Origin of the sequence: Psychromonas aquimarina ATCC BAA-1526 (genome assembly GCF_000428725.1) — a bacterium.
Classification (GTDB): domain Bacteria; phylum Pseudomonadota; class Gammaproteobacteria; order Enterobacterales; family Psychromonadaceae; genus Psychromonas; species Psychromonas aquimarina.
The window spans coordinates 1-23,078 of sequence record NZ_AUAM01000024.1; the positions used below are offsets into that span (position 1 = coordinate 1).

General features: G+C 42.6%; 15 protein-coding genes. 6 read left to right on the forward strand and 9 right to left on the reverse strand.

Annotated features, from left to right (window positions below):
• Positions 1-181: 181 nt before the first annotated feature.
• The 4 genes from G337_RS0110295 to gltS form a co-directional block, all read right to left on the reverse strand.
• The gene (locus G337_RS0110295) at positions 182-613 is read right to left on the reverse strand and encodes a hypothetical protein (protein ID WP_028863813.1); all 432 of its coding nucleotides are present in this window, start codon (positions 611-613) and stop codon (positions 182-184) included.
• A 115-nt stretch (positions 614-728) separates the two neighbouring features.
• Positions 729-1,031 (reverse strand): MGMT family protein, encoded by a 303-nt coding sequence (locus G337_RS0110300; protein WP_028863814.1) that lies wholly within the window; start codon positions 1,029-1,031, stop codon positions 729-731.
• A 24-nt stretch (positions 1,032-1,055) separates the two neighbouring features.
• The gene (locus G337_RS0110305) at positions 1,056-1,802 is read right to left on the reverse strand and encodes a substrate-binding periplasmic protein (protein WP_028863815.1); all 747 of its coding nucleotides are present in this window, start codon (positions 1,800-1,802) and stop codon (positions 1,056-1,058) included.
• Between the two features lie 151 nt (positions 1,803-1,953).
• A complete protein-coding gene (gltS, locus tag G337_RS0110310) occupies positions 1,954-3,177 on the reverse strand; it encodes a sodium/glutamate symporter (RefSeq protein ID WP_028863816.1) in 1,224 nt (407 codons plus the stop codon).
• A gap of 433 nt (positions 3,178-3,610) precedes the next feature.
• Here gltS and G337_RS0110315 point away from each other — a divergent pair, with 433 nt between their 5' ends.
• From G337_RS0110315 to G337_RS0110335, 5 genes are all read left to right on the forward strand, one after another.
• Positions 3,611-3,811: a hypothetical protein gene (locus G337_RS0110315; protein ID WP_028863817.1), complete on the forward strand. Its 201-nt coding sequence runs from the start codon at positions 3,611-3,613 to the stop codon at positions 3,809-3,811.
• Positions 3,812-4,305: 494 nt separating this feature from the next.
• Entirely contained in the window at positions 4,306-8,823 is a 4,518-nt protein-coding gene (gene gltB / locus G337_RS0110320) for a glutamate synthase large subunit (protein ID WP_028863818.1), read from the forward strand.
• Complete coding sequence (locus G337_RS0110325) at positions 8,823-10,292, forward strand: glutamate synthase subunit beta (RefSeq protein ID WP_028863819.1); 1,470 nt, start codon at positions 8,823-8,825, stop codon at positions 10,290-10,292. The genes gltB and G337_RS0110325 overlap by 1 nt, the downstream gene beginning before the upstream one ends.
• 162 nt (positions 10,293-10,454) lie before the next feature.
• On the forward strand, positions 10,455-12,023 hold the full coding sequence (locus tag G337_RS0110330; RefSeq protein WP_028863820.1) for a Na+/H+ antiporter NhaC family protein: 1,569 nt from the start codon (positions 10,455-10,457) through the stop codon (positions 12,021-12,023).
• A gap of 132 nt (positions 12,024-12,155) precedes the next feature.
• Positions 12,156-13,766, forward strand: coding sequence for an NAD(P)/FAD-dependent oxidoreductase (locus tag G337_RS0110335; RefSeq protein ID WP_028863821.1), 1,611 nt, complete (start codon positions 12,156-12,158; stop codon positions 13,764-13,766).
• A 33-nt stretch (positions 13,767-13,799) separates the two neighbouring features.
• On the opposite strand, the gene G337_RS26015 is transcribed toward G337_RS0110335, so the two are convergent.
• Positions 13,800-16,085: a sensor domain-containing diguanylate cyclase gene (locus G337_RS26015; protein WP_037027320.1), complete on the reverse strand. Its 2,286-nt coding sequence runs from the start codon at positions 16,083-16,085 to the stop codon at positions 13,800-13,802.
• A gap of 131 nt (positions 16,086-16,216) precedes the next feature.
• On the opposite strand from G337_RS26015, the gene G337_RS0110345 reads away from it, so the two are divergent.
• Positions 16,217-17,146 (forward strand): D-2-hydroxyacid dehydrogenase, encoded by a 930-nt coding sequence (locus G337_RS0110345; protein ID WP_028863822.1) that lies wholly within the window; start codon positions 16,217-16,219, stop codon positions 17,144-17,146.
• Between the two features lie 110 nt (positions 17,147-17,256).
• Here G337_RS0110345 and G337_RS0110350 read toward each other — a convergent pair whose 3' ends face one another.
• From G337_RS0110350 to G337_RS0110365, 4 genes are all read right to left on the reverse strand, one after another.
• Positions 17,257-18,984 carry a hypothetical protein gene (locus tag G337_RS0110350; RefSeq protein WP_028863823.1) on the reverse strand — a complete coding sequence of 576 codons (1,728 nt, stop codon included), beginning with the start codon at positions 18,982-18,984 and terminating at the stop codon, positions 17,257-17,259.
• A 174-nt stretch (positions 18,985-19,158) separates the two neighbouring features.
• Positions 19,159-19,947: a flap endonuclease Xni gene (gene xni, locus G337_RS0110355; protein ID WP_028863824.1), complete on the reverse strand. Its 789-nt coding sequence runs from the start codon at positions 19,945-19,947 to the stop codon at positions 19,159-19,161.
• A gap of 112 nt (positions 19,948-20,059) precedes the next feature.
• A complete protein-coding gene (ppnN, locus tag G337_RS0110360; protein WP_028863825.1) occupies positions 20,060-21,412 on the reverse strand; it encodes a nucleotide 5'-monophosphate nucleosidase PpnN in 1,353 nt (450 codons plus the stop codon).
• A 183-nt stretch (positions 21,413-21,595) separates the two neighbouring features.
• Entirely contained in the window at positions 21,596-23,053 is a 1,458-nt protein-coding gene (locus tag G337_RS0110365; RefSeq protein WP_028863826.1) for a GGDEF domain-containing protein, read from the reverse strand.
• Between the last annotated feature and the right edge of the window lie 25 nt (positions 23,054-23,078).

The following is a 23,078-nucleotide window of genomic DNA, read 5'->3' on the forward strand; positions in this document are numbered from 1 at the left end:
CATAAAGGCAAAGGCGGTAAACATCATAAACGCCAGACTTTTGCGCAGCTGGATTAAAACAGCGATGAACTGCCGCAGCTGTAAAACAAGGTTACTCACTTAATCAGTATAAGGCGCTTTCAGCGCCTTATATGTTTTGTGCTTATGGCGCAAAAGTCTGTTGCACTACAGGCGTTCTTTTTTATTTATCGAAATTAATAATATTTTTAAAATGCTTTTTCTTGGTCAGCAGAAAGTCTACATCGGGTGGAAAATCTTTATTTGATTTGGCATGTTTCATCATATCGAATATTTTAAATTCGGTTAATACGGCAAACTGATAGCTTTGGAAATCACCATTAGCCTGTAAAGTAGGATCAAAATATAAATCCCCTTTTTTGATAATAGCATGGTCGACCAGAGGATCTTCGCAGCGGTAACCCAGCACATATCTTTCACCGTGGTGAAATATGACGTTCATATAACTGTTGTAGAAGCTTTCACCTTCTTTGCTGGTACTCTTTTCTAATGCCTCATTTGGCATTGCACTAACTGTCACAATGCGAATGTTCTGCGCTTTAAAATTTAAATCTGTCAGCTGCTGCTGAATCTGTTCAGGGGGAAGTTGTTTCACTTTTAATACCATTTATTCAATAAAATCACGTTTATTATACATCGAACTTGTTAAAAGGCATCGTTGTTCATTTCCTGCTGCCTCTAGAGTGTATTTTCAGCGCAGAGGTTTGTGTTTATTCGACCAGCAGGGTGCGGAACTGCTGGATTTTACCTTCTGCAGAAACGCTGATCCCTTCATTTTCCAGCAGGGTTTTCTGACGCAGAAAAGCCTCTCCAGTTAATGATATCTGTCCCTGCGAGTTAACCACTCTAAACCAGGGCAGTTTAGTATCTTTAGGCAGACGGGCAAGAATTTTTCCGACGTGGCGGGAGTGATTAGGATAACCGGCAGCTTTGGAAAGGCGCCCGTAGGTGGTTAATTTTCCCGCAGGAATGTAATAAAGAATAGTAAATAAGCTTTGTTCAAATTCATTCATTTGAATTTCCAACCGTTGTAAGAATCAAAAACCGTACTCTTTTAATATTTTATCATAGGTGCCGTCTTGTTTAATGGCTGCTAAGCCCAGGTTAAAGGCATCAATTATCTTTTCTTTGTCTGGATTCTGCCGGGAGATCATCAGGTGAATTGCTGAAACCTGCAGAGGCGGCTGAATAAATACGATCTCATCAAGTGTGTGTGTTGACATGGCTGCCACTTCGTAGCGAAAAACGTCAAAAGAGATTGATATCATATCAATTCGTTTTTTAAATAGTTTACGTACATTTAATATCTGGTTAGTTGCGCCTTTTTTATTAAGATAATCTGCCTGATCAAACTCTTCGCTATTGGCCCAGCCCCGGCTGACTCCTATTGTATATGGAATTAAGTCCTGCAGTTTTGTGTAGTGTTCTAGCCCCAATGATTTCAGGGCGACCAGGCCGACACGGATATCATAAATAGGATCACTGTATAAATAAGTTCTGTTCCGTTCGTTTGTATAATAAGCCCCCATCAGCACATCTGATATACCGTTTTCAACTTCTTTTAGTGCGCGTTTCCAGGGAATAAATTTCACTGATGAGTCAATACTGGAACGCTGAAATGCGGCTTTTACTATGACGGTTATAACGCCGTTATCGGGCATTTCTGAACCGTAAAAAGGAGCCCAGTCGACAGTGACCATGCTTAATTCTTTCGCATTAAGCGTCGCAAAACAGGAGAAAAACATGAAAGTAACCAGCTGCAGTGTACAGAGTATGCGTTTCATTTTATTTCTCCGCGATGCTTGAAATGTATTACTGATTATAGAGCATAGGTTTTATTTTGATGTCGGGCGGAGAAAATAGAGTTAGTTTTAAAGTGAGTTTAGAGAAATAAAAAAGGTGCATTAAGCACCTTTTTAGTTGAGAAAAGCTGTCTTAAGCAACAAAAGCGATATAACCCTGCAGGATAATTAAGTTCGTCATATCAATAAAGAACGCCCCGACAATAGGAACCACCATAAAGGCCTGCGGCGAAGGACCGTTCCGTGAAACTAATGCGCCCATATTCATTACCGCTGTAGGTGTGGCTCCCATACCAAAACCACAGTGACCGCCGGCAATAACTGCTGAATTGTAATTACTGCCCATTACTTTAAAGGTAATAAAATAGGTAAAAGCACCAAGAACGATAGTCTGACAGATTAAAATGGCCAGCAGCGGCAGGGCAAGTTCAAATATTTCCCAGAGTTTTAAGCTCATTAAAGCCATTGATAAAAACAGCGATAATGAAACAGTGCCTAAAATATCCACGGTTTCTGCATTTACTTTATAGGTCTTAGTCGATTCAGTAAGATTGGTGATAATTACCCCGATAAATAAAGCGTAAACAAAGTCAGGGATCTTCAGGAACTTAATATCAAAGCTGTCAATAAGCTCTTTAAAGTATTTTGCGCCGACGATACAGATCAGCATGATAAACAGTGTCTCGGTTATCTTTTTTGCACAGACTTTATCTTCTTCTAACTGATTATAGGTAACCAGTTCAGGATGCGTTTCATGGTGATTTGCCCCTTTACCAAACTCAGACTCTAAGCCTTTTTTATTAATCAAACGCTGTGCTACCGGGCCTCCGATAATGCCGCCCATAACTAAACCAAATGTCGCCGCCGCCATTGCAAATTCTAAGGTCTGCAGACCGTAGTCTTCGGCAAAAGTCTGTGACCAGGCTACACCCGTTCCGTGACCGCCGGATAAAGTAATCGAGCCGGCAATTAAGCCTAATAGGGGATCCAGCCCTAGACTGCCGGCCAGAGTCACACCTACACCGTTCTGAATAATGATATACAGCGAGGCGATACCTAAAAACAGAAAAACTTTTGTGCCGCCTTGAGCTAAAAGTTTGAAGCTGGCCGCCAGGCCGATGGTGCTGAAAAACAAAAGCATAAAGGTATTTTGTAAAGGCAGGTGAAAGGCAATCGTTGTGCCCTGCTGATGAAGAATCGTTATTAGTATGGCTACAACTAATCCGCCCAGAATGGGTTCCGGGATATTAAACTGGGCAAGTTTAGGTGCGCAGGCATTGATTAAGCGCCCGATAAAGAGCACCAGAATGGCTATTATCAAAGATTCGATAGCCCCGACTTCTATTATATTTTCCATATTGTTATATCTCTATCTGCTGTGAGATGAGTCTCTTATGTTGTTTTAATTTCAGCTGCTATTGTATGCATTTTATCTGCATATCTCATAGAAATAATTTGCAACTGCTTGTTTGTTAAACAATTAACACCAGCCTTTGATTGTTATTTAAACATGACGGGTAATTTCTGTGCACTGCTTTTCTGGTTTGTCCGGAATTTTTGAGAGAGCGGTTGAGCATAATAAGTTCCATTAACAGGAGATAGAACGGCTTATTTGTGAACGGTTTTTTGCAGGGAATTATCTGTTTGTGGTTTTTATGAGCTCTTATCTGCTGTTTTGTGGTGTTTATTTGCTGATTATTTCCTGAAATTGGTATTAATTATGCTTCCTCTTATTTATGACTTAAAAGCGGCAGAAAACCGTCGTTTTTTTACCCGTATCGGAGGCTGTTATGTCAAGAGGTCATAAAGTACATCAGGTTGATCGTGTGGTGATTGCCGCTATTGGACTGCTAAGTATCTTAAGTGAAGGCTGGTTATCCGACGTTTTAGTAATGCTTTCTATGCTGCTTTGGTTATGGCTGCCGGAATGGGAAAGTGTATTATTAAAAGTGTATATTAAAGAGAATAAAACTTCGGGTAAAACGAATTAATATTCATGTTTTTGATGATTTATACCCCTGATATTCCCCTTTTTATATCAAACTTATCTCTTTTTGTGTGACTATTCATCTCTTATAGATCAATCTGTGCCTGCTTTTTGAACAGAAAAGTAATGTTAAAACATATGGGTAGCAGGTTCTCCGGGTGTTACAAGCTATTAACAACTATTAGCGCCCGGTCAAATTAAGAAAATTGGATTTTATGCGCCTTAAACGGTAGAATACGCATAAAATTACGCCTGTTGTGTGGAAGAAATAGTGTATAAGCCCTGTGCTTATACGGATGCTATGCGCGTCATTTCTTGCTAAGGAAGTTTTCTAAAAGTGCATTTTTGCCCCAAAAGGTAGTTTCCTTTACAAAAAAGTAAAACCTAATTGCCTGTTTTTTTGTTTATGCAAATTTACAGGTCGTGTATAGCACTTCGAAAACGTAGATCTAAAACAGTAACTCTTATTTTTACTGTTTTATCTTGAAGGACATGTTTATGACTAATAAAGAGCAAAACGCTCACGGCCTATATGTGCCAGAGATGGAACATGATGCCTGTGGTATCGGCTTCGTGGCACACTTAAAAAACAGCAAGTCACATCAAATTGTGACCCAGGCATTAGATATGCTTGCACGAATGGAGCACCGCGGCGGTCAAGGCTGCGATCCATGCAGTGGTGACGGTGCTGGTATTTTGTTACAGAAACCGCATGAGTTTTTAGTGACCGAAGCATTAAAAGTCGGGATCACCTTACCCAAGTTTGATCAATATGGTGTAGGTACCGTTCTCTTCCCTAAAGATGCGAATCAGCGTAAAGAATGTCGTGATATTTTAGCACGTACTGCTGATCGTTTAGGTCTTGAAGTTATTGGTTACCGTGTTCTTCCTACCGACAATTCAATGATCGGTGCAGATCCGCTAAGCAGTGAGCCGCAGTTTGAACATATGTTTGTAACCGGCGGTGCGGATATGGATCCGGCTGTATTAGAGCGTAAATTATTTATTTTACGTAACTACTCTACGCGTATCTGTCTGCAGTCTGTATCTGGTATCGAAGACAACTTCTATATCAATACCTTCTCTTACAAAACTATCGTATATAAAGGTCAGCTGACTACCGAGCAGGTACCTCAGTATTTCCTGGATTTACAAAATCCAAGCATGGTAACAGCACTTGCACTTGTGCATTCCCGCTTCTCTACCAATACGTTCCCGCGCTGGCGTTTAGCGCAGCCTTTCCGCTACATTGCGCATAACGGCGAAATCAATACTGTCCGTGGTAATATCAACTGGATGAAGGCTCGTGAAGCGCTTCTCGAAGCTGAGTTCTTTACCCGCGGCGAACTTGATATGTTAATGCCTATCTGTACTGAAGGTATGTCTGATTCTGCAAGCTTTGATATGGCACTGGAACTGCTGGTTCTTTCCGGACGCAGCCTGCCGCATGCATTAATGATGATGATTCCTGAAGCTTGGCAGGAAAATGAGAACATGGATAAAACCCGCCGTGCTTTCTACCAGTATCATGCCAACCTTATGGAACCTTGGGACGGCCCGGCTTCTGTATGTTTCACCGATGGTGTACAGGTTGGGGCAACGCTTGACCGTAACGGTCTGCGTCCATCGCGTTACTGTGTAACCAAAGACGACTTCCTGATCATGGCATCAGAAAGCGGTGTGGTTAAAATTGAGCCGGAAAATATTAAACTTCGCGGCCGTCTGCAGCCGGGACGTATCTTTGTTGCGGATCTGGAACAGGGCCGCATCATTTCAGATAATGAAGTGAAAGACTCTATTGCAGCACAGCAGCCGTACGAAACCTGGTTAGCTGATAACTTAGTTAAGCTGGAAGATCAGCCGGCCGCCTTAGAGCGTAATCTACAGCCTAATGACGGTCATTTTTTAAGACGCCTGCAGGCATTCGGCGTAAGCTCGGAAGAAGTGAGCGAAATTATACTTCCGATGTTCAGGGACGCGAAAGAGCCGTTAGGTGCAATGGGGGCCGACTGGCCGCTTGCTGTACTTTCTCATCAGTCGCAGCATCTTTCTCATTACTTTAAACAGCTGTTTGCGCAGGTAACTAACCCGCCGATCGATCCGATCCGTGAGCGTATGGTTATGTCGCTGAAGACTTATTTAGGTAAAGATCAGAATTTATTATCTGAAACGCCTGAACATTGTCATAAAGTTGAACTTGAGTCTCCAGTATTAAGTAATGCTGAGCTTGAAAAAATTAATGCCTTAGACGATAAACATCTGCAGGCTAAAACCTTAGATACCCTGTTCCTGGGGACGGGTGAAAAAGGTAAATTAGCCAAATCACTGGATCGTATCTGTCGTTATGCTGAAGATGCAATTCATGACGGTTACTCGATCATTATCCTTTCTGACCGTAACGCAACCTCTGATCATGCACCGATTCCGGCAATGCTGGTAACGGGCGCGGTTCACCATTACTTAATCAAGCGCGGCCTGCGTGCTATGTGTGACTTAGTAGTGGAAACCGGTGACGTACGTGAAACACATCACTTTGCAACGGTAATCGGTTACGGCGCATCTGCTGTAAATGCTTACTTAATCGAAGAGATGATTGTTGATTTACAAACGAAAAAACGTCTTCCGGCTGAAAGATCAGTAGCAGATGTTTTTGCTTCCTATAAAGCGGCAATTGATGCGGGTCTGTTAAAAATATTCTCGAAAATGGGGATCTCTACGATTCAGTCATACCAGGGCGCACAGATTTTTGAAGCGCTGGGTATCAGTAAATCAGTGGTTGATAAGTACTTCAAAGGTACTGTGACACGTATTCAAGGTTTAAGCATTGATGATATCGCGGCTGAAATTCTAGTACGCCACCGCTTTGCCTACCCGTTACGGGAAGTGCCGGTAACGCGTTTAGATGTTGGCGGTGTTTACCAGTGGAAACAGCGTGGTGAAAAACACCTGTTTAACCCGACAACAATTTCACTGCTGCAGGAATCTACGCGTAATAAAGATTACGAGCAGTTCAAAGAGTATGCAGCTACTGTTGATGCACAGGGTGATGATGCTGCAACACTGCGTAGTCAGTTTGAATTTGTGCCGAGTGCTGAAGGTCCGATTTCAATTGATGAGGTTGAGTCCTCGGAAAATATCTTAAAACGCTTTGCCACAGGTGCAATGAGCTTTGGTTCTATCTCCCATGAAGCGCACTCAACGTTAGCTATTGCTATGAACCGTATCGGTGCGAAATCTAACTCAGGTGAAGGTGGTGAAGATCCGGCGCGTTTCCTGCCGAAAGATAACGGTGACTGGGAACGTTCGGCAATCAAGCAGGTTGCATCGGGCCGTTTCGGTGTAACCTCTTACTACCTGACCAATGCCGCTGAAATTCAGATTAAAATGGCACAGGGTGCTAAACCCGGTGAAGGCGGTCAGTTACCTGGTCATAAAGTTGATGACTGGATCGGCCGTACTCGTCACTCGACTCCGGGCGTAGGTCTAATTTCTCCGCCGCCGCATCATGATATCTACTCAATCGAAGATTTAGCACAGCTGATCTACGACCTGAAAAACGCCAACCGTAAAGGCCGCGTTAACGTTAAGTTAGTATCTGAAGCTGGTGTCGGGACAATCGCCTCTGGTGTTTGTAAAGCAAAAGCAGATGTTGTACTTATCGCCGGTTTTGACGGCGGAACAGGTGCATCACCGATTTCTTCAATTCGTCATGCAGGTTTACCTTGGGAACTGGGTTTAGCTGAGACGCATCAGACACTGCTGAAAAACGGCCTGCGTAACCGTATCGTTGTTCAGGCTGACGGTCAGATGAAAACGCCGCGCGACTTAACGGTTGCCGCGTTATTAGGTGCTGAAGAGTGGGGCGTTGCAACAGCCGCGCTGGTTGTTGAAGGCTGTATTATGATGCGTAAGTGTCATTTAAATACCTGCCCTGTCGGTATCGCAACACAAAATAAAACCCTTCGTGAGCGTTTTGACGGTCGTGTTGAAGATGTTGTTACCCTGTTCCAGTACTTAGTACAGGGCATGCGTGAAAACATGGCTGCGCTGGGTTACCGAAGCATTAATGAAATGGTCGGCCAGACACAAAGCCTGAAAGTGCGTGAAGATATCAAGCACTGGAAATACAAAAACTTAGATTTAAGAACTGTATTATTCAAAGAAGCGCCTAAAGCTGAAGACGGTACCTTTAATCAGACCGGCCAGAATCATAACCTGGAAGCAGTATTAGATAGAAAACTGATTGAGGCAGCTAAACCTGCGCTTGAAAACGGTGCAGCGGTTTCTGCCGAGTTTGACATTGTTAATACTGATCGAAGCTGCGGTACTATGCTGTCTAATGAGATTTCTAAGGTCTATAACGACCAGGGACTGCCTCAGCCTATGCAGGTTAAATTTAACGGTAGTGCGGGTCAGTCATTCGGCTGTTTCCTGACTAAAGGCGTTGAGTTTACTGTTGAAGGTGATGCTAACGATTACTGGGGGAAAGGTTTATCTGGTGGTCAGATTGTTGTTTATCCGCATAGAAACTCAGATATTGTTGCCAAAGACAATATTATTGTCGGTAACGTATGTTTCTACGGGGCAACATCCGGTCAGTCATATATTAACGGTATGGCTGGTGAGCGTTTCTGTGTACGTAACTCCGGCGCAGAAGTGGTTGTTGAAGGTGTTGGTGACCACGGTTGTGAATATATGACCGGTGGTATTACTATTATCTTAGGGGCAACCGGACGTAACTTTGCCGCCGGCATGAGCGGCGGTACTGCTTATGTATGGAACAGAGACGGCTTATTCGAAAGTAACTGTAATATGGAACTGGTTGACCTGGATCCGCTTGAGCAGGAAGATAAAGATCTTCTTATTGCTAAGGTAAATAAACATTTAGCATTAACTGAATCAAATGTTGCTGCTGAATTCTTAGCGGATGTTGAAGCAAGCCTGGCGCAAATGGTTAAAGTAATGCCGCGTGATTACAAAGCAGTATTAGCTGCGCGTAAGAAAGGAGATATCTAATGGGTAAGCCAACGGGATTTTTAGAATTAGGTCGTGAACTGCCGGGTAAACTTCCGGTAGCTGAGCGTCTGAAAAATAACAAAGAGTTTGTACAAAACGATGAGTTTGGTAAGAAAATCAGCGACCAGGCTTCACGTTGTATGGACTGTGGTGTGCCTTTCTGTCACAACGGTTGTCCGATTGGTAATATCATTCCTGAATTTAATGATGCGGTTTTCCGTGAAAGCTGGTTAGAAGCCTGGGAAATCCTAAGTTCTACTAATAACTTTCCTGAGTTCACCGGACGTGTTTGTCCGGCTCCCTGTGAAAGTTCATGTGTGCTGGGTATTAATCAGGATCCGATCACTATATGTAATATTGAAAAAACTATCGTTGAAAAAGCTTATGAACTGGGTTACGTACAGCCGAAAATACCAACGGCACGTACCGGTAAAACCATTGCCATTATCGGCAGCGGTCCAGCCGGGCTGGCGGCTGCTGAGCAGTTAAACAGTGCCGGCCATACGGTAACTGTTTACGAGCGGGATGAAAAAATCGGCGGTTTAATACGTTTTGGTATTCCAGACTTTAAACTAGGTATGGACGTTATCGATCGTAAAGTTGCGGTAATGGAAGCTGCCGGTATTAAGATGGTTGTGAATGCGCATATCGGTGTTGATTTTGATGCCAAAGAGCTGCGCAAGCAGTTTGATGTCGTGCTGCTGACCGGCGGCTCTACAGTGCCGCGTGATCTGCCGATTCCCGGCCGTGATCTTAAAGGTGTTCATTTTGCTATGGAATTCCTTAGTCAGAATAACCGTCGTGCAAATAATATGGATCTTAAAACTGAAGAAATTCATGCTCAAGATGACCATGTTATTGTTATCGGCGGCGGTGATACCGGCTCTGACTGTGTAGGTACTTCAAACCGTCATGGCGCAGCCAGCGTGACTCAGGTGGAAATCATGCCGATTCCGCCGGAGCAGCGTACTGTGAATATGCCTTGGCCTTCATACCCGATGATCTTAAAAACCACTACTTCCCATGAAGAAGGCGTAGATCGTCACTGGTCTATTTTAACCAAAGAGTTCATCGGTGATGAAAACGGCTGTGTTAAAGAGCTGGTGATTGCCGATATTGAGTGGGAAAAAGAACAGCCTGGACAGCGCCCTGGTTTTAAAGAAATTGAAGGCAGTGTACGTACGGTTCCTTGTACAAAAGCATTTTTAGCCATGGGCTTTTTACACCCAGAGCCAGGCGGTGTTTTAGCGCAGCTTGAAATCGCTTTAGATGAGCGCGGCAATGTGGAAACAGATGATTTCCAGACCAGTCAGAAAGGTGTATTTGCCGCCGGTGATATGCGTACCGGTCAGTCACTGATTGTTCGTTGTATTAATGAAGGTCGTGAAGCGTCCCGTGCTATTGATGCATATTTAATGGGCTCTTCTAACCTGGAAGCAATGGCTGATTCATTAATGTTATCCAAGTAATATTACAATTTATTGCTTTTTGTTTGCAGAACAATGATACAAATTGTACCTAAGTAACTGGTGGTAATAGCCTTTTATTAGTACATTGTGCATTAGTTAATAACAAGCCTCCTCTCTTTTTAAGAGTAGGGGGCTTTTCTTTTAAGATACAAGGTAAAGTAAATGACGTTAGTTGATTTCACAACTTCCTCTCTGTCGGTATTACCGGCATTAATTGCACTGGGTTTAGCTATCATAACCCGTCGAGTTTTAATCTCGTTAGGATTGGGTATTATCTTCGGTGCACTGCTGTTAACGGATTTCTCTCTGTTAGAGTCAGGTAAATATATCTTTAATACCGTTAAAGGTGTTGTTATTGAAGACGGCGGCATTAACAGCTGGAATATGAGTATTGTGGCATTCTTAGTATTACTGGGAATGATGACCGCACTGCTGACACTTTCCGGCGGCACGCGCGCGTTTGCTGACTGGGCTCTGGAACATATTAAAGATAAACGCGGCGCATCTTACCTGGCGGCGTTTTTAGGTGTATTTATCTTTATTGATGACTACTTTAACAGTTTAGCTGTCGGCTCTATTTCACGTCCGGTGACCGACAGGTTCGGTGTGTCTCGTTCAAAACTTGCTTATATTCTTGATTCTACGGCGGCACCTATGTGTATTCTAATGCCGGTTTCAAGCTGGGGGGCATACATCATGACTATTATCGGCGGTATTCTGCTTAGTCATGGTATTGCAGATTACTCTGCACTGGGCGCTTATGTGCGTCTTATCCCGATGAACTTTTATGCGCTGTTTACTCTGCTGATGGTGTTTGCTGTTATCTGGTTTAAGCTGGATATCGGCCTGATGAAAGAGCACGAAACAAAAGCTGAAGCGCGCCTTAATAAGTCTAAGCAGGAAGAGGAAGAGCATGTTGATCTGCATGATGAATTTGGTGTTGAGGAAAGCGAGCACGGTAAGGTAAGTGATCTTATTTTCCCTATTACCAGCCTGATTTTAGCCACACTATTTTTTATGCTGTATACGGGTAATCAGGCGTTGAGCAGCAGCGAACTGCCGTTTTCTGTATTAGGTGCCTTTGAAAATACTGATGTAGGTAAATCGCTTTGTTACGGTGCTCTGGTAGGACTGGCACTTTCTTTATTCATAGTATTCAAGCAGAAACTGGCGCCGAAGTTAATCGGCAAAGCATTGTGGATTGGTGCCCGCTCTATGTTCGGCGCAATAATTATTCTGTTCTTTGCCTGGTCAATCGGTAGTGTTATCGGTGATATGAAAACCGGTGCGTATCTGTCTTCATTAGTACAGGGTAATATCGGTTTACACTGGCTGCCGGTAATTTTATTTGTATTGTCTGGTTTAATGGCGTTTTCAACGGGTACTTCCTGGGGAACATTCGGTATTATGCTGCCGATTGCCGGTGATATGGCGGCTGCTTCCGACATCAGTTTAATGCTGCCTGTGTTAAGTGCGGTGTTAGCCGGTTCAGTATTCGGCGATCACTGTTCACCAATTTCAGATACAACTATTCTGTCGTCAACGGGCGCACGCTGTAAGCATATTGATCACGTTGCAACACAGCTGCCGTACGCATTATCTATGGCTGCTGTGTCTAGTGTGGGTTTTGTAGTGTTAGGCTTTAGCGGTTCTGTGCTTATGTCACTGGCTGCTTCTTTAGCTGCATTCAGTGTGGTGATCGTTATTATGAAGATGCTGTCAAAAAGATAGTTCTGATAAAACTAGCCATTCAAAAAACCAGCCTTGTGCTGGTTTTTTTGTATTAAATCCCTAATACCAATTTCACTTAAGATCACGTAAACTACGCGCTTAATTTTTGACCCCTTATTTTTCAGGTGAACCATGATACGTCTCAACCAAGTTAAATTACCACTAGATCACAGCGATGATGCCTTGCAGAAATTTGTTTTAGATAAATTATCAGTTTCTAAGCAGCAGTTAGTGGATATCCATGTATTTAAACGTGGTTATGATGCGCGTAAACGTAATGTTATTACTTTGATTTATACGCTTGATATCACACTGGAAAATGTGGGCGAAGAGAAGATATTAAAACGTTTTGAAAAAGATCAGAACGTGCGGGTTTCTCCTGATACTACCTATAAATATGTAACGCAGGCCCCTGCGGATTTAAGTGAACGCCCGGTTGTGATCGGTATGGGGCCATGCGGTTTATTTACCGGTTTAATTCTTGCGCAGATGGGCTTTAAGCCGATTATCTTAGAGCGCGGTAAATCGGTTCATGAACGTTCCAAAGACACTTTCCGTTTCTGGCGTAAAGGTGAATTAAACACTGAATCAAACGTACAGTTCGGCGAAGGCGGCGCGGGTACTTTCTCCGATGGTAAATTATACAGCCAGGTGAAAGATCCGGGTTTCTTAGGCCTGAAAGTTAAACAGGAATTTGTGGCTGCCGGCGCACCTGCGGAGATCATTTACGTCAGTAAACCGCATATTGGTACTTTTAAGCTGGTTACTATGGTTGAGCGTATGCGCCGTAAAATTATTGAACTAGGCGGTGAGATCCGTTTTGAAACGCGTGTTGAAGAGATCAATATAGAAGATAATCAGGTGACCGGCGTGACCCTGAACGGCGGTGAAGTGATTAATTCTAAACATGTAACACTGGCTATTGGGCATAGCGCACGTGATACGGTGCAGATGCTCCACGACAAAGGTGTGCACCTGGAAGCGCAGTCTTTCTCGGTCGGTTTCCGAATTGAACATAAACAGGCAATGATTGATAAATGCCGCTTTGGTATTAATGCCGGTCACCCTATTTTAGGTGCCGCTGACTACAAATTAGTGCATCACTGTAAAAACGGGCGCAGCGTTTATAGTTTCTGTATGTGTCCCGGCGGTGTGGTGGTTGCCGCTACCTCAGAAAAAGAAGCGGTGGTGACTAACGGCATGAGCCAGTATTCGCGCAGCGAACGTAATGCTAACAGTGCGATTGTGGTGGGTATCTCGCCAAGTGATTTTGACAACGATCCGCTGCAGGGCATTGCACTGCAGCGCAAATTAGAGCGTAATGCTTATATCCTAGGCGGCAGTAACTATGATGCTCCTGCGCAGCGTGTAGGCGACTTCCTAGCTGCTCAAGATGCAAAACCATTCGGCCCTATTGAGCCTTCTTACAAACCGAATGTTAAAATGACCGATTTAAGCACCAGTCTGCCTGATTTTGCCATTGATGCAATTCGTGAAGCACTGCCGGCCTTTGATAAAAAGATCCGCGGTTTTGCGACAGCCGATGCCATGCTTACCGGTGTTGAAACCCGTACCTCGTCACCGGTGCAGATAAAACGCGGCCGGGATTATCAGAGCATCAATACTAAAGGTTTATATCCAGGCGGTGAAGGTGCCGGTTATGCTGGAGGTATTTTATCTGCAGGAATCGACGGTATTAAAATTGCTGAAGCAGTTGCTGTGGATATGCTTAAAACCTGTTAAACCTAATAAAAACAGAATAGTTATTTCGGTTTTTTATAACTTTTTCTGCAGTCCGGATTTTTCTTCTTCACTGAGATCCTGATAAGAAAAATGCCGTCCTTTGCCTAAGTTTTTGGCTTTGTAAAGGGCGGTATCGGCATGATGAATAAATTCTTCTAAACTCAGCGCATCCTGCGGCGAGATGGAAACCCCGATAGTTACACTAATGCTGATGCATTCTCCGTCAATAAACATAGGTTTTGATATTGCATCAATTATCTTTTGCGCCGGAGTAAGTACATCAAAACGGTCGTTTACACTATTCACTATAACGGCAAATTCATCGCCGCCTAAACGTGCGGTCAGATCTGAGCAGCGTACGGTATTGAGCAGGCGCTGAGCTACTTTCTGCAGTACTTTATCGCCCATATTATGACCCAGAGTATCGTTAACCGGTTTAAAGTTATCTAAATCAAGCAGCAGTAAACCAACACTTAACTGCAGGCGGTGTTTGACATCTAATGCATGCTGCAGTTCGCGGTTAAAATGACGCCGGTTAGCCAGATTGGTTAACGGATCGGTCAGCACCAGATGCTGGATCTCCTCTTCATCTTTTTTTCGCTGGGTTATATCGCGGATCACCGCTGTGTATTTAATTTCACCTTGAAACTCTGACTGACCTAAAAAGACTTCAACAGGAAATGTTGTGCCGTTGGCGCGTTTAAGTAGCTGTTCCCGTCCGCTGATATCTGCGGAGCCTCGCTGGGGGGCAAAATGCTCGCTGATTATGTGCTTGTCTGCAGAGCTATGGTCTTCCTGCATAAGTACTGTAATGTTTTGATTGAACAGCTCATCTTCACTGTAACCAAGCATCATTTCAGCTGCGGTATTAATACTCTCAATATAACCATAGCGGCTGGTGGTGATAATCGCATCATGCACTGTATTTAAGATGGTATTGATTCTACGCTGACTTTCTAAGGCATTTTTTCTATCGTTATCGGCATTTTTCTGTAATTCAATTAAATGATTTGCAAGTGTTAATGCCTGATCGGTTTTCTGCTCACTTTTAGCCTGCAGCTCTTTAATCTCTTCCAGCTGCCTTAACGTCGTTAAGTTCATTTTTGTCAGTAATTTCTGGCTGCTGCGCCGTTTTCTTTCATGATGTTTAAAAATACGGATTGAGCGGATCATCTGTTTGATTTCATATATCTGATCAGGATGAAATACAACTTCCTTACGGCGGTGATAGCGGGCTTGTGAAACCATGGACTGGGTGACTTTCTGTATCGGCAGGATCACTTTCTTAAACATGATGTAACTGAAAAACAGCAGGGTAACAATGCATAAAAACATGACTGCCTGAATGAGCTCCTTGATACCGTCCTGTATTGAATGAATCTGTTCTCCGACATTAAAAATTTTGCTTTTCAGTTCTATTTCAATGCGTTGTTCCAGTATCTTCAGTGCTTTCAGCGCTTTATTATCTAAGCTTTGCGAGTGACTAAGATCAATTATTTCACGTGCTGTCACAGGTCTCTTGAGGTTGTTTAACAGAGCCTGATAATGGTTAATCGTCTGTTGAAAAGTATTTAATGCCAGCTCCTCTTCGGCGGCAAGGTCCATGTTTAAATACTTTTCAATATTAATAAGCAGTAAATTAATTTTCTGCTGAGCCTTAACAGCATAAGAGTTATCACCGCGTATTTGTAAATTTTTTATATGGTGGATCAGGCCGCCGTAGCCTAACTGAGCAATTATTTCAGTATACAGGCCGAATTTATCATTCTGAACAGAATAGCTTATTTTATCCTGGTGATTAATTTTTCGGTTGTTCTGCTCAAGTACACTTAAGCCGCGCAGTGCGGGCTGGTTATTAATGCTTAGAAAGGAGTCTATTTTTTTTATTGAGCTGTTTTCCTGAAACAAGGGCTGCAGCAGGTTAACTTTTTTCTGATAGTTTCTGACTACTGTCTGGATGTCGTTAAGTGCGTAACGTTCAGCATGGCTTAACTGAAAAGAAAGGTAGAGTTTTATAATGGCTTCGACCTGATGAATATCTTCTTTAATGCTCTGCAGATCTTCAGGATTATTATTAATAATGGAATTTTTTAATTTGTGGATCATTCCTCCGTAACCGAGAAAAGAGCGGATGGAATTTTCTAAATTAATTTTTTCTGACTGTTCAACCTGTACTTCATCCCACAACTGCTGAATTTTAAATACGTTATCTTTAATTGTCAGCATACTTGCCACTTGAATCAGCGTCATTATCAGGATCAGTGAAATAAGCAGAAAACTAATGAATTTGAGAGTAATATGGCGAGATATTGAATTCATAAAAATCCCTTTATGATACGTCTTAAAAATAGTCGCTGCTATTATTTTTGTAAAACACATAAAGGGAAATCATGGTAAAAACGGCGGTTAGTTAACACTCTATTCTTTTTAATTTTAAATTAGGAATAAATATGAAAATTGTATTATTAGATGCATTAACTCTCGGGGATACGGATTTATCTGCTTTAGATAATCTTGGTCAGCTGACAACTTACGCAACGACATCCAGTGAGCAAAGATTACAGCATATTGCCGACAGTGATGTGATTATTACTAATAAAGTTATCATTGACAAAGCTGTTATACAGGCAAATCCGCAGCTGAAATTAATCTGTATTGCAGCAACCGGGACGAATAATGTTGATCTGGCAGCCGCTATCGATGCGGGGGTGGCAGTGAAAAATGTATCGGGTTATTCCACAGAGAGTGTCGCACAGTCAACTTTTGCAATGCTCTTTCAGTTAATACATCAAAGCCGTTATTATGATAATTACACCCAGTCAAAGGCCTGGTGTGAAAGTCCTGTTTTTACCCATATCAGCAGTCCGTTTTCAGAAATAAAAGGCAAACGCTGGGGCATTATCGGCATGGGGGCGATTGGTCAGCGGGTTGCTGAAATCGCCGGCGTGTTCGGCTGCAGTGTCTGTTATTACTCAACGTCCGGCAAAAACAGTCAGCAGCCTTACCAGCAGGCTGATTTATCTGAATTACTAAGCAGCTGCGATATTATTACTATTCATGCACCGCTTAACGGGCAGACAGAAAATCTGATTGATGAGCAGGCCTTAAAGTTAGTTCGACAAGGTACTGTTATTCTTAACTTAGGGCGCGGAGACATTATTAATGAAGCGGCTATGGCAGAGGCAATTGACGAGTATGGGATTTATCACGGTACGGATGTATTAGCTGTCGAGCCGATGGAGAGCAGTCATCCCTATTTTTCTGTTAAGCAGCAGTCACGTTTATTAATAACACCGCATACTGCCTGGGCTAGTTCTCAGGCACGTCAGACACTCGTTAAAACTATTGTTAATAATATAAACAGTTTTAATATTTCGTGATTAAAAATGTAAAAAAAAGCCCTTCAGAAAAGAGAAGGGCTTTTTTACTATATTACTTTCCGGTTGTTAAGCCGGAATAAAATTAGTTTTAATAACAATAAAGGCGGTGCTTATTCAGGTGCCTTGTTATTCATATATGAATCAAAAACTAATCCCTGGTCGTTGATATCAAAGCCCATTTTCATTCGTGCATCGTAATCAATTAGAAACATAGCTTCTTCCGGCATAGGTTCGCCGCTTAATTCTGCTGCTGTGACAATCGGTGCAAATGTTTTCTTAAAATCAAATGAAAAGTTATAAATACCATTTTGACTTAATTTTTCCGTGCTTAGATTTTCCGCCGCTTTTTTACCTTTTTCTCCATTATAGATAACTAAATGATTACCCTTTATGGCTAGTTTAGGTGCGATATTTAACTGTGCCGGAATTGGGAATATTCCGCCTAGTTCGACCGGCTGACTGGTGCTGCTCAGCTGAATATGCTGAAATTCAGGACTGAACATCTTCACTGAATTAAATAACAGTTCAGGGTTGTCCGAGGAGATAGTAAACAGGGCATCTAAGTTTTCAATCATGGGCTGGTCATTGATCTGGCTTATGGTGTAATCAAGTACAGCTGCACCGATTCCCTTGACACCATTAGCTACATTCGCCCCCATACTGAGCATACCGATAGATTCACCGGACTGGCTTATCTCTGCCTGCAGCTCTGCCAAAGGCGCACAGGTATAACTCGGGGTCTGCAGATCGCTCCAGATATCGGTTAGAGAGCCGGCTAACAGACTGACATCGATTCCCAGTCCCATAGCGAACACATTGTTTTCAATATCCGCGGTGTACTCTGGAATATAACCACGAATTGTTTTTAATGCATTTAAGACTGCCTGGTTTTTGCTTTCCACTATGGTGGCCATTTCCATGGTAGATTCATTTTTATTAATATCTAAATGAGTATAGCCAAATACCGTGCGCGGCCAGTTTTCTGCTATGCCGGCGAAGTCTGCAGCACACTCTGGTGTTTGAATGTCAGCCAGAGGCCTTTCTTCATCGAAATAAGCTGCTAGAGAGGTAAGCTGACGAGCCAGCTGATTGCCGTCACTGGTGGTCAGGCCCTTGATGATTTCAATATGATTGATAAAAGCGAGACTTGACTGGTCAAAGTTATACTTTTTAATTGTCTGCTCAATAACACCTGAGTTTGCCAGAGAATTTTCAACCGGAGTTAAACCCAGTGCGGTGCTTAATAATGTCTGATCATTGTAGGAAGTATTCAGAGTCAGGGTCAGCAGCCCTTTATCCTGAGCAATGATTAATTCAACTTTCTGCTCGTCTGTATCATCACTTAACTGATATGCGCGGTAGTTTACTGTCTGAAGCGTACCCTTAGTGTGGGTGAAGCCTGATTCTAATTCGCTTTTGTCTAATAGATCCCAGACAGCCTGCGGATTTTCTACCTCAATCTTCAGTACCGGCATTAAACCTAAAGTATAAAAATAGGCACGCAGCTCTTCAGGGAAACCGAATGTTTTTATCAGCAGATCTGCATCTTTAAGACTGTCTTGATAAGTTTTAAAAATATTCAGAAAGAAGTTAACTTTTGCTGTGCTGTCTGTATATAACTCAGCGAACATCTCATCACTGTTTGGAGTGGAAGTGACGGGAGCGGATGCAAGGTAGTCTTTGAGCGGAAATGGTTCAAGCTGTCCGGTAAAAATCGGCGTATCAGCTGGAACATAGTCGAGTACGTTATACGCAGTAGATGCGTTGTGCTGGTTTATAAAATAGGCGCCGGCGGCTCCGGCGGCTGCTACGGCTGCTATGATTAATGCTTTTTTCAAGTGATTCCCTCCAGTAGGTAATAGTAATGCCGGCCTGATTCTTTTATTAGCCTCTCTGCGAGCAGGGCTTGATTACGCTGCGGCAGAATTATTTTACCTAAAAGGCAGTTAATGGCTATTTAAAAGTTATATTTATATGATTTTCTATTGTGCCGTCACTATTTAAGCGCCTGTTTAAGGCTTTGTTGGAGTATAACGCAGATCCTTGAGATTAAACCCTAGTTGGATCTGTTTTTTTAATGTCACCAGCTGTCTGGCGAGTAATGCTTGTTTTTGTGATGCCTGCAGCTTAGTTAAACGTTTATCTTGTTGATTCTCTGGCTGTTTAAACATGTTGTCTAAGCAGTTAAACTGCTGCAGCAGTGCTAATGCTCCTTTTGCTCCGATTCCTTCTACGCCTTTGATGGCACTGCTGGAAATACCGCTGATCGCCCAGTAGTCACATAACTGCCCGACAGATAAACCCATTTTATTTAATACTCTCTGCTGATCGGTATAACTGTTGGTAAAGTAATCATAAATAACAATTTGTGAATTAAGCAGCTGGTAGAAACCTTTATCAGTAGAAACAATAATGCATCGTTGTTTTTTCTGGGCGACTTTATCTGCAAGGGTGGCGATTAAATCATCTGCTTCGTCGGTTTCTGTTACTAACGAGTCTACGCCTAATTCAAAAAACAGATCCTGGAGCTGATTTAAGCTTTGTTTTAACAGCTCAGGAACGGGTTTTCGCCCCTGTTTATATTCAGGGTAAATCTGATGGCGCCAGCTTGGAGCATGATTATCAAAAACACAGATAACATGGCTGGGCTGATGTATCTGCAGTAGTTTTTTCAGCGCATTACATGCAGTCGTCTGCGCTGCAAGCACGGCTGCCTGCGTCTGGCCAAGCTGTTTTTCTTGTACAGCGTAGATACGGCGGATAAGGTTCATCGCATCGATAATTAATAGGGTAGATGTCATGTCAGCAGATAATCTTATTAGCAAAGGAGAGCGTATTATAAGCCTGTACAAGCGCATTTCAACAAAGAATAAAAACGGTCTGAACTGTTATGCCCAGACCGTAAATAAAGTTTTAACTGATAATTTTATAACAGGGAGTATAAACCGTGCCGGGAAGTTTCATGCGTCCCTGTTCGATAAAACTTTCTAATAAACTGTCAACTTTTTTCATCAGTACTTTTTCTCCTTTAATCTCAAAGGGGCCGAACTCTTCAATGGATTTAATACCGTCATCTTTAACATTACCACCGACTATACCGGAAAAAACACGGCGTAAATTAGAAGCCAGCTGCTCAGTCGGCTGTTCACTATTCAGTACTAAGCTGGACATATTTTCATGGTTAGGAACAAACGGCTGCTGGAAAGGCTCGTCAATTTTCAGAGACCAGTTATATGAAAAAGCATCACCGATTGCACGCCGGTATTCAGTTACTTTGGTCATCGATTTTTTAACTGTCTGCGCCACTAAAGCAGCATCAGCAATAATAATCTGATAGTGCTGGCGCGCGTCTTCACCAAGAGTATCTCTGATAAACTGATCGATAGCCTGAAAATAAGTTCTGCTGTTTTCCGGCCCGGTTAAAATAATAGGCAGCGGCTGACGTTTATTTTCGGGATGCATCATGATTCCCAGAATATAAAGTAGTTCTTCCGCCGTTCCCGGACCTCCCGGGAAAATAACTACGCTGTGAGCAATGCGCACAAAACCTTCAAGGCGTTTTTCAATATCGGGTAATATAACTAACTCATTAACAATTGGGTTCGGCGGTTCGGCTGCTATGATGCCCGGTTCGGTAAGGCCGATATAACGTCCGCCGCTTACCCGCTGTTTAGCATGGCCGATTGTTGCCCCTTTCATGGGGCCTTCCATTGCCCCCGGGCCGCAGCCTGTACATATATTGAGCGCTCTGAGTCCCAGCTGACTGCCGACTTCGCGTGTATAGTAAAATTCCTCATTATTGATTGAGTGCCCGCCCCAGCAGACTACAACATTAGGCTCACCGCCTGGTTTGAGAATATTGGCATTGCGCAGAATTGAAAAAACTAAACTGGTGATCTGTTCGCTGTCATTATCATTATGCTCCGGAATACGCAGCTGTGAATTTACATAAAGCAGATCGCGTAAAACGGAAAAAAGATGTTCTTGAATACCTGTGATCAGCTCCCCGTCAATAAATGCTTCCTCCGGGGGGTTATGCAGTTCAATTTTTACGCCTCTTTCCTGATGTAATACATTAATATCAAATGTTTTGTATTTTTCTAAAATTTCTTTACTGCTGTCGGTATGGCTGCCGCAGTTAAGGACTGCCAGAGAGCAGTTGCGAAACAGGTGGTAAATATCGGATGTTGCGCTTTCTTTTAACTGATTAACTTCAAGTTGAGATAATAAAGCCATGCTGCCGACCGGATTGATGCTGGTTATCATAGGCTCTCCTTGCCGCGAATTTGGAATAAAGAGAATGCCGGATTGAGTGTTTAGAAGCTTTATAACCACAGAACGGGTTTATAGAGGATTGAATAGCAACACAGCATTTCTAACTTATTATTATATAAGCATAATATAGATATACAGAGTTGCCATTATATTTTCAGGCGGCCTGGGACAGGACTATTGTTTTTCGAAACAGATAACTTGATTGCGGCCGCTGCTCTTGGCATGATAAAGCGCCTGATCCGCCCGTTCAAAGGCACTGTCAATATCATCTCCCGGACTGAAAATTGTACTTCCGACAGAAATGGAAATGCTGATATTGTTCTTTTTAAATTTAAACGGAATTGTTTTTATTATCCTGCACAGTTTTTCAAGGGTGATTTGAGCTTGTTCTTTGTTTATTTCCGGCAGTAGAACTGCAAACTCTTCGCCGCCGTAGCGGGCAATAAAGTCGGTATTACGCAGTGATTTCTGTAGTGTCTGGGCAATCACATTAAGGACTTTATCTCCTGCTAAATGCCCGAAACTGTCATTGATGGATTTAAATTTATCAATATCGATTATGGCGATATTAAGCGAGTGTTGATAACGCTGGTAGCGGGTAAACTCAATCTGAATACGTTCGCTCCAGGCCGCCCGGTTAGGAATCTTGGTTAAAAAATCAACATGCAGCTGCTTACTCTGCTGCTTCAGGGTCTGCTGATAATTTTTTGTTTCGTTCTGCAGCTCTTTTATCTCTCTTACCATACCTTGAAAGCGCTGCCGGACTTGTACTTCTTTCTGCTCTTCTTTGGCATTAATCATCTGCTCCACATTTTCGACATATGAGAAAATATGTTTTCTTAGTGCATCTAGATCCGTTGCGGTTTCAGTCTCTTTTTTAAGCTGAGCAGATTTTTTCTGAATTGATTTAACGCAGTTATCCTGCTCGGCAAATGTTATTTCAGCCTGCTTGATATTATTGGAGAAATTTAGATAAAACTGGGTAAGGCTGTCATTCAGCGTGTATAGAAAGTGACGGGACGAGCGTCGTTCTTCACGTGTGCTGTCGATAATAATGGCAATAATTGTTAAACAGTACTGCGGCAGTTCAAGCGGGTTAGTTTCATCGGCTATTTTTCTACGAATGACATCGAGTTGTTTTACATGCGGCTGTGCAATATCCAGATCCAGAATCAGCTGCTGTAATTCATCACAAACTTCTGAAAATTCCGGCGGAGCACCTGTACTGTTAGTATTTTTGTTTTTATCTAACTCAATAACAACCCGCTGGTATATTTTAATGATATTGGTGAGTTCAGCGTGGTGCTCTGATATTAAATAGGGCTGCTGGATATGCTTTGACTGTTCAATTTTTTCATTAACGGCATCTGATAGACCTGACAGCTTCTGCAGCTGCAGCTGTGACTGAGTAACAATTAAACGCCCTTCAGGAAGACTCTCTTCAATTGAAGGAGTGCATTCTTGTAACCGCTCCGTACACTCTTCATACAGTTCGTTGATAGCTGTATCCGAAGGTGTATTGTGCAGTTTTTTTAAAAAGCTTAACTGATACTTGTCAAATGCTTTATCTTGTCGGGCAGTTCTTTTTAATAACTGTTGTAGTAGCTTTAGAACAGCTATCGGGGGAGTCATATGATTATTCCATTTTAATTTTTAT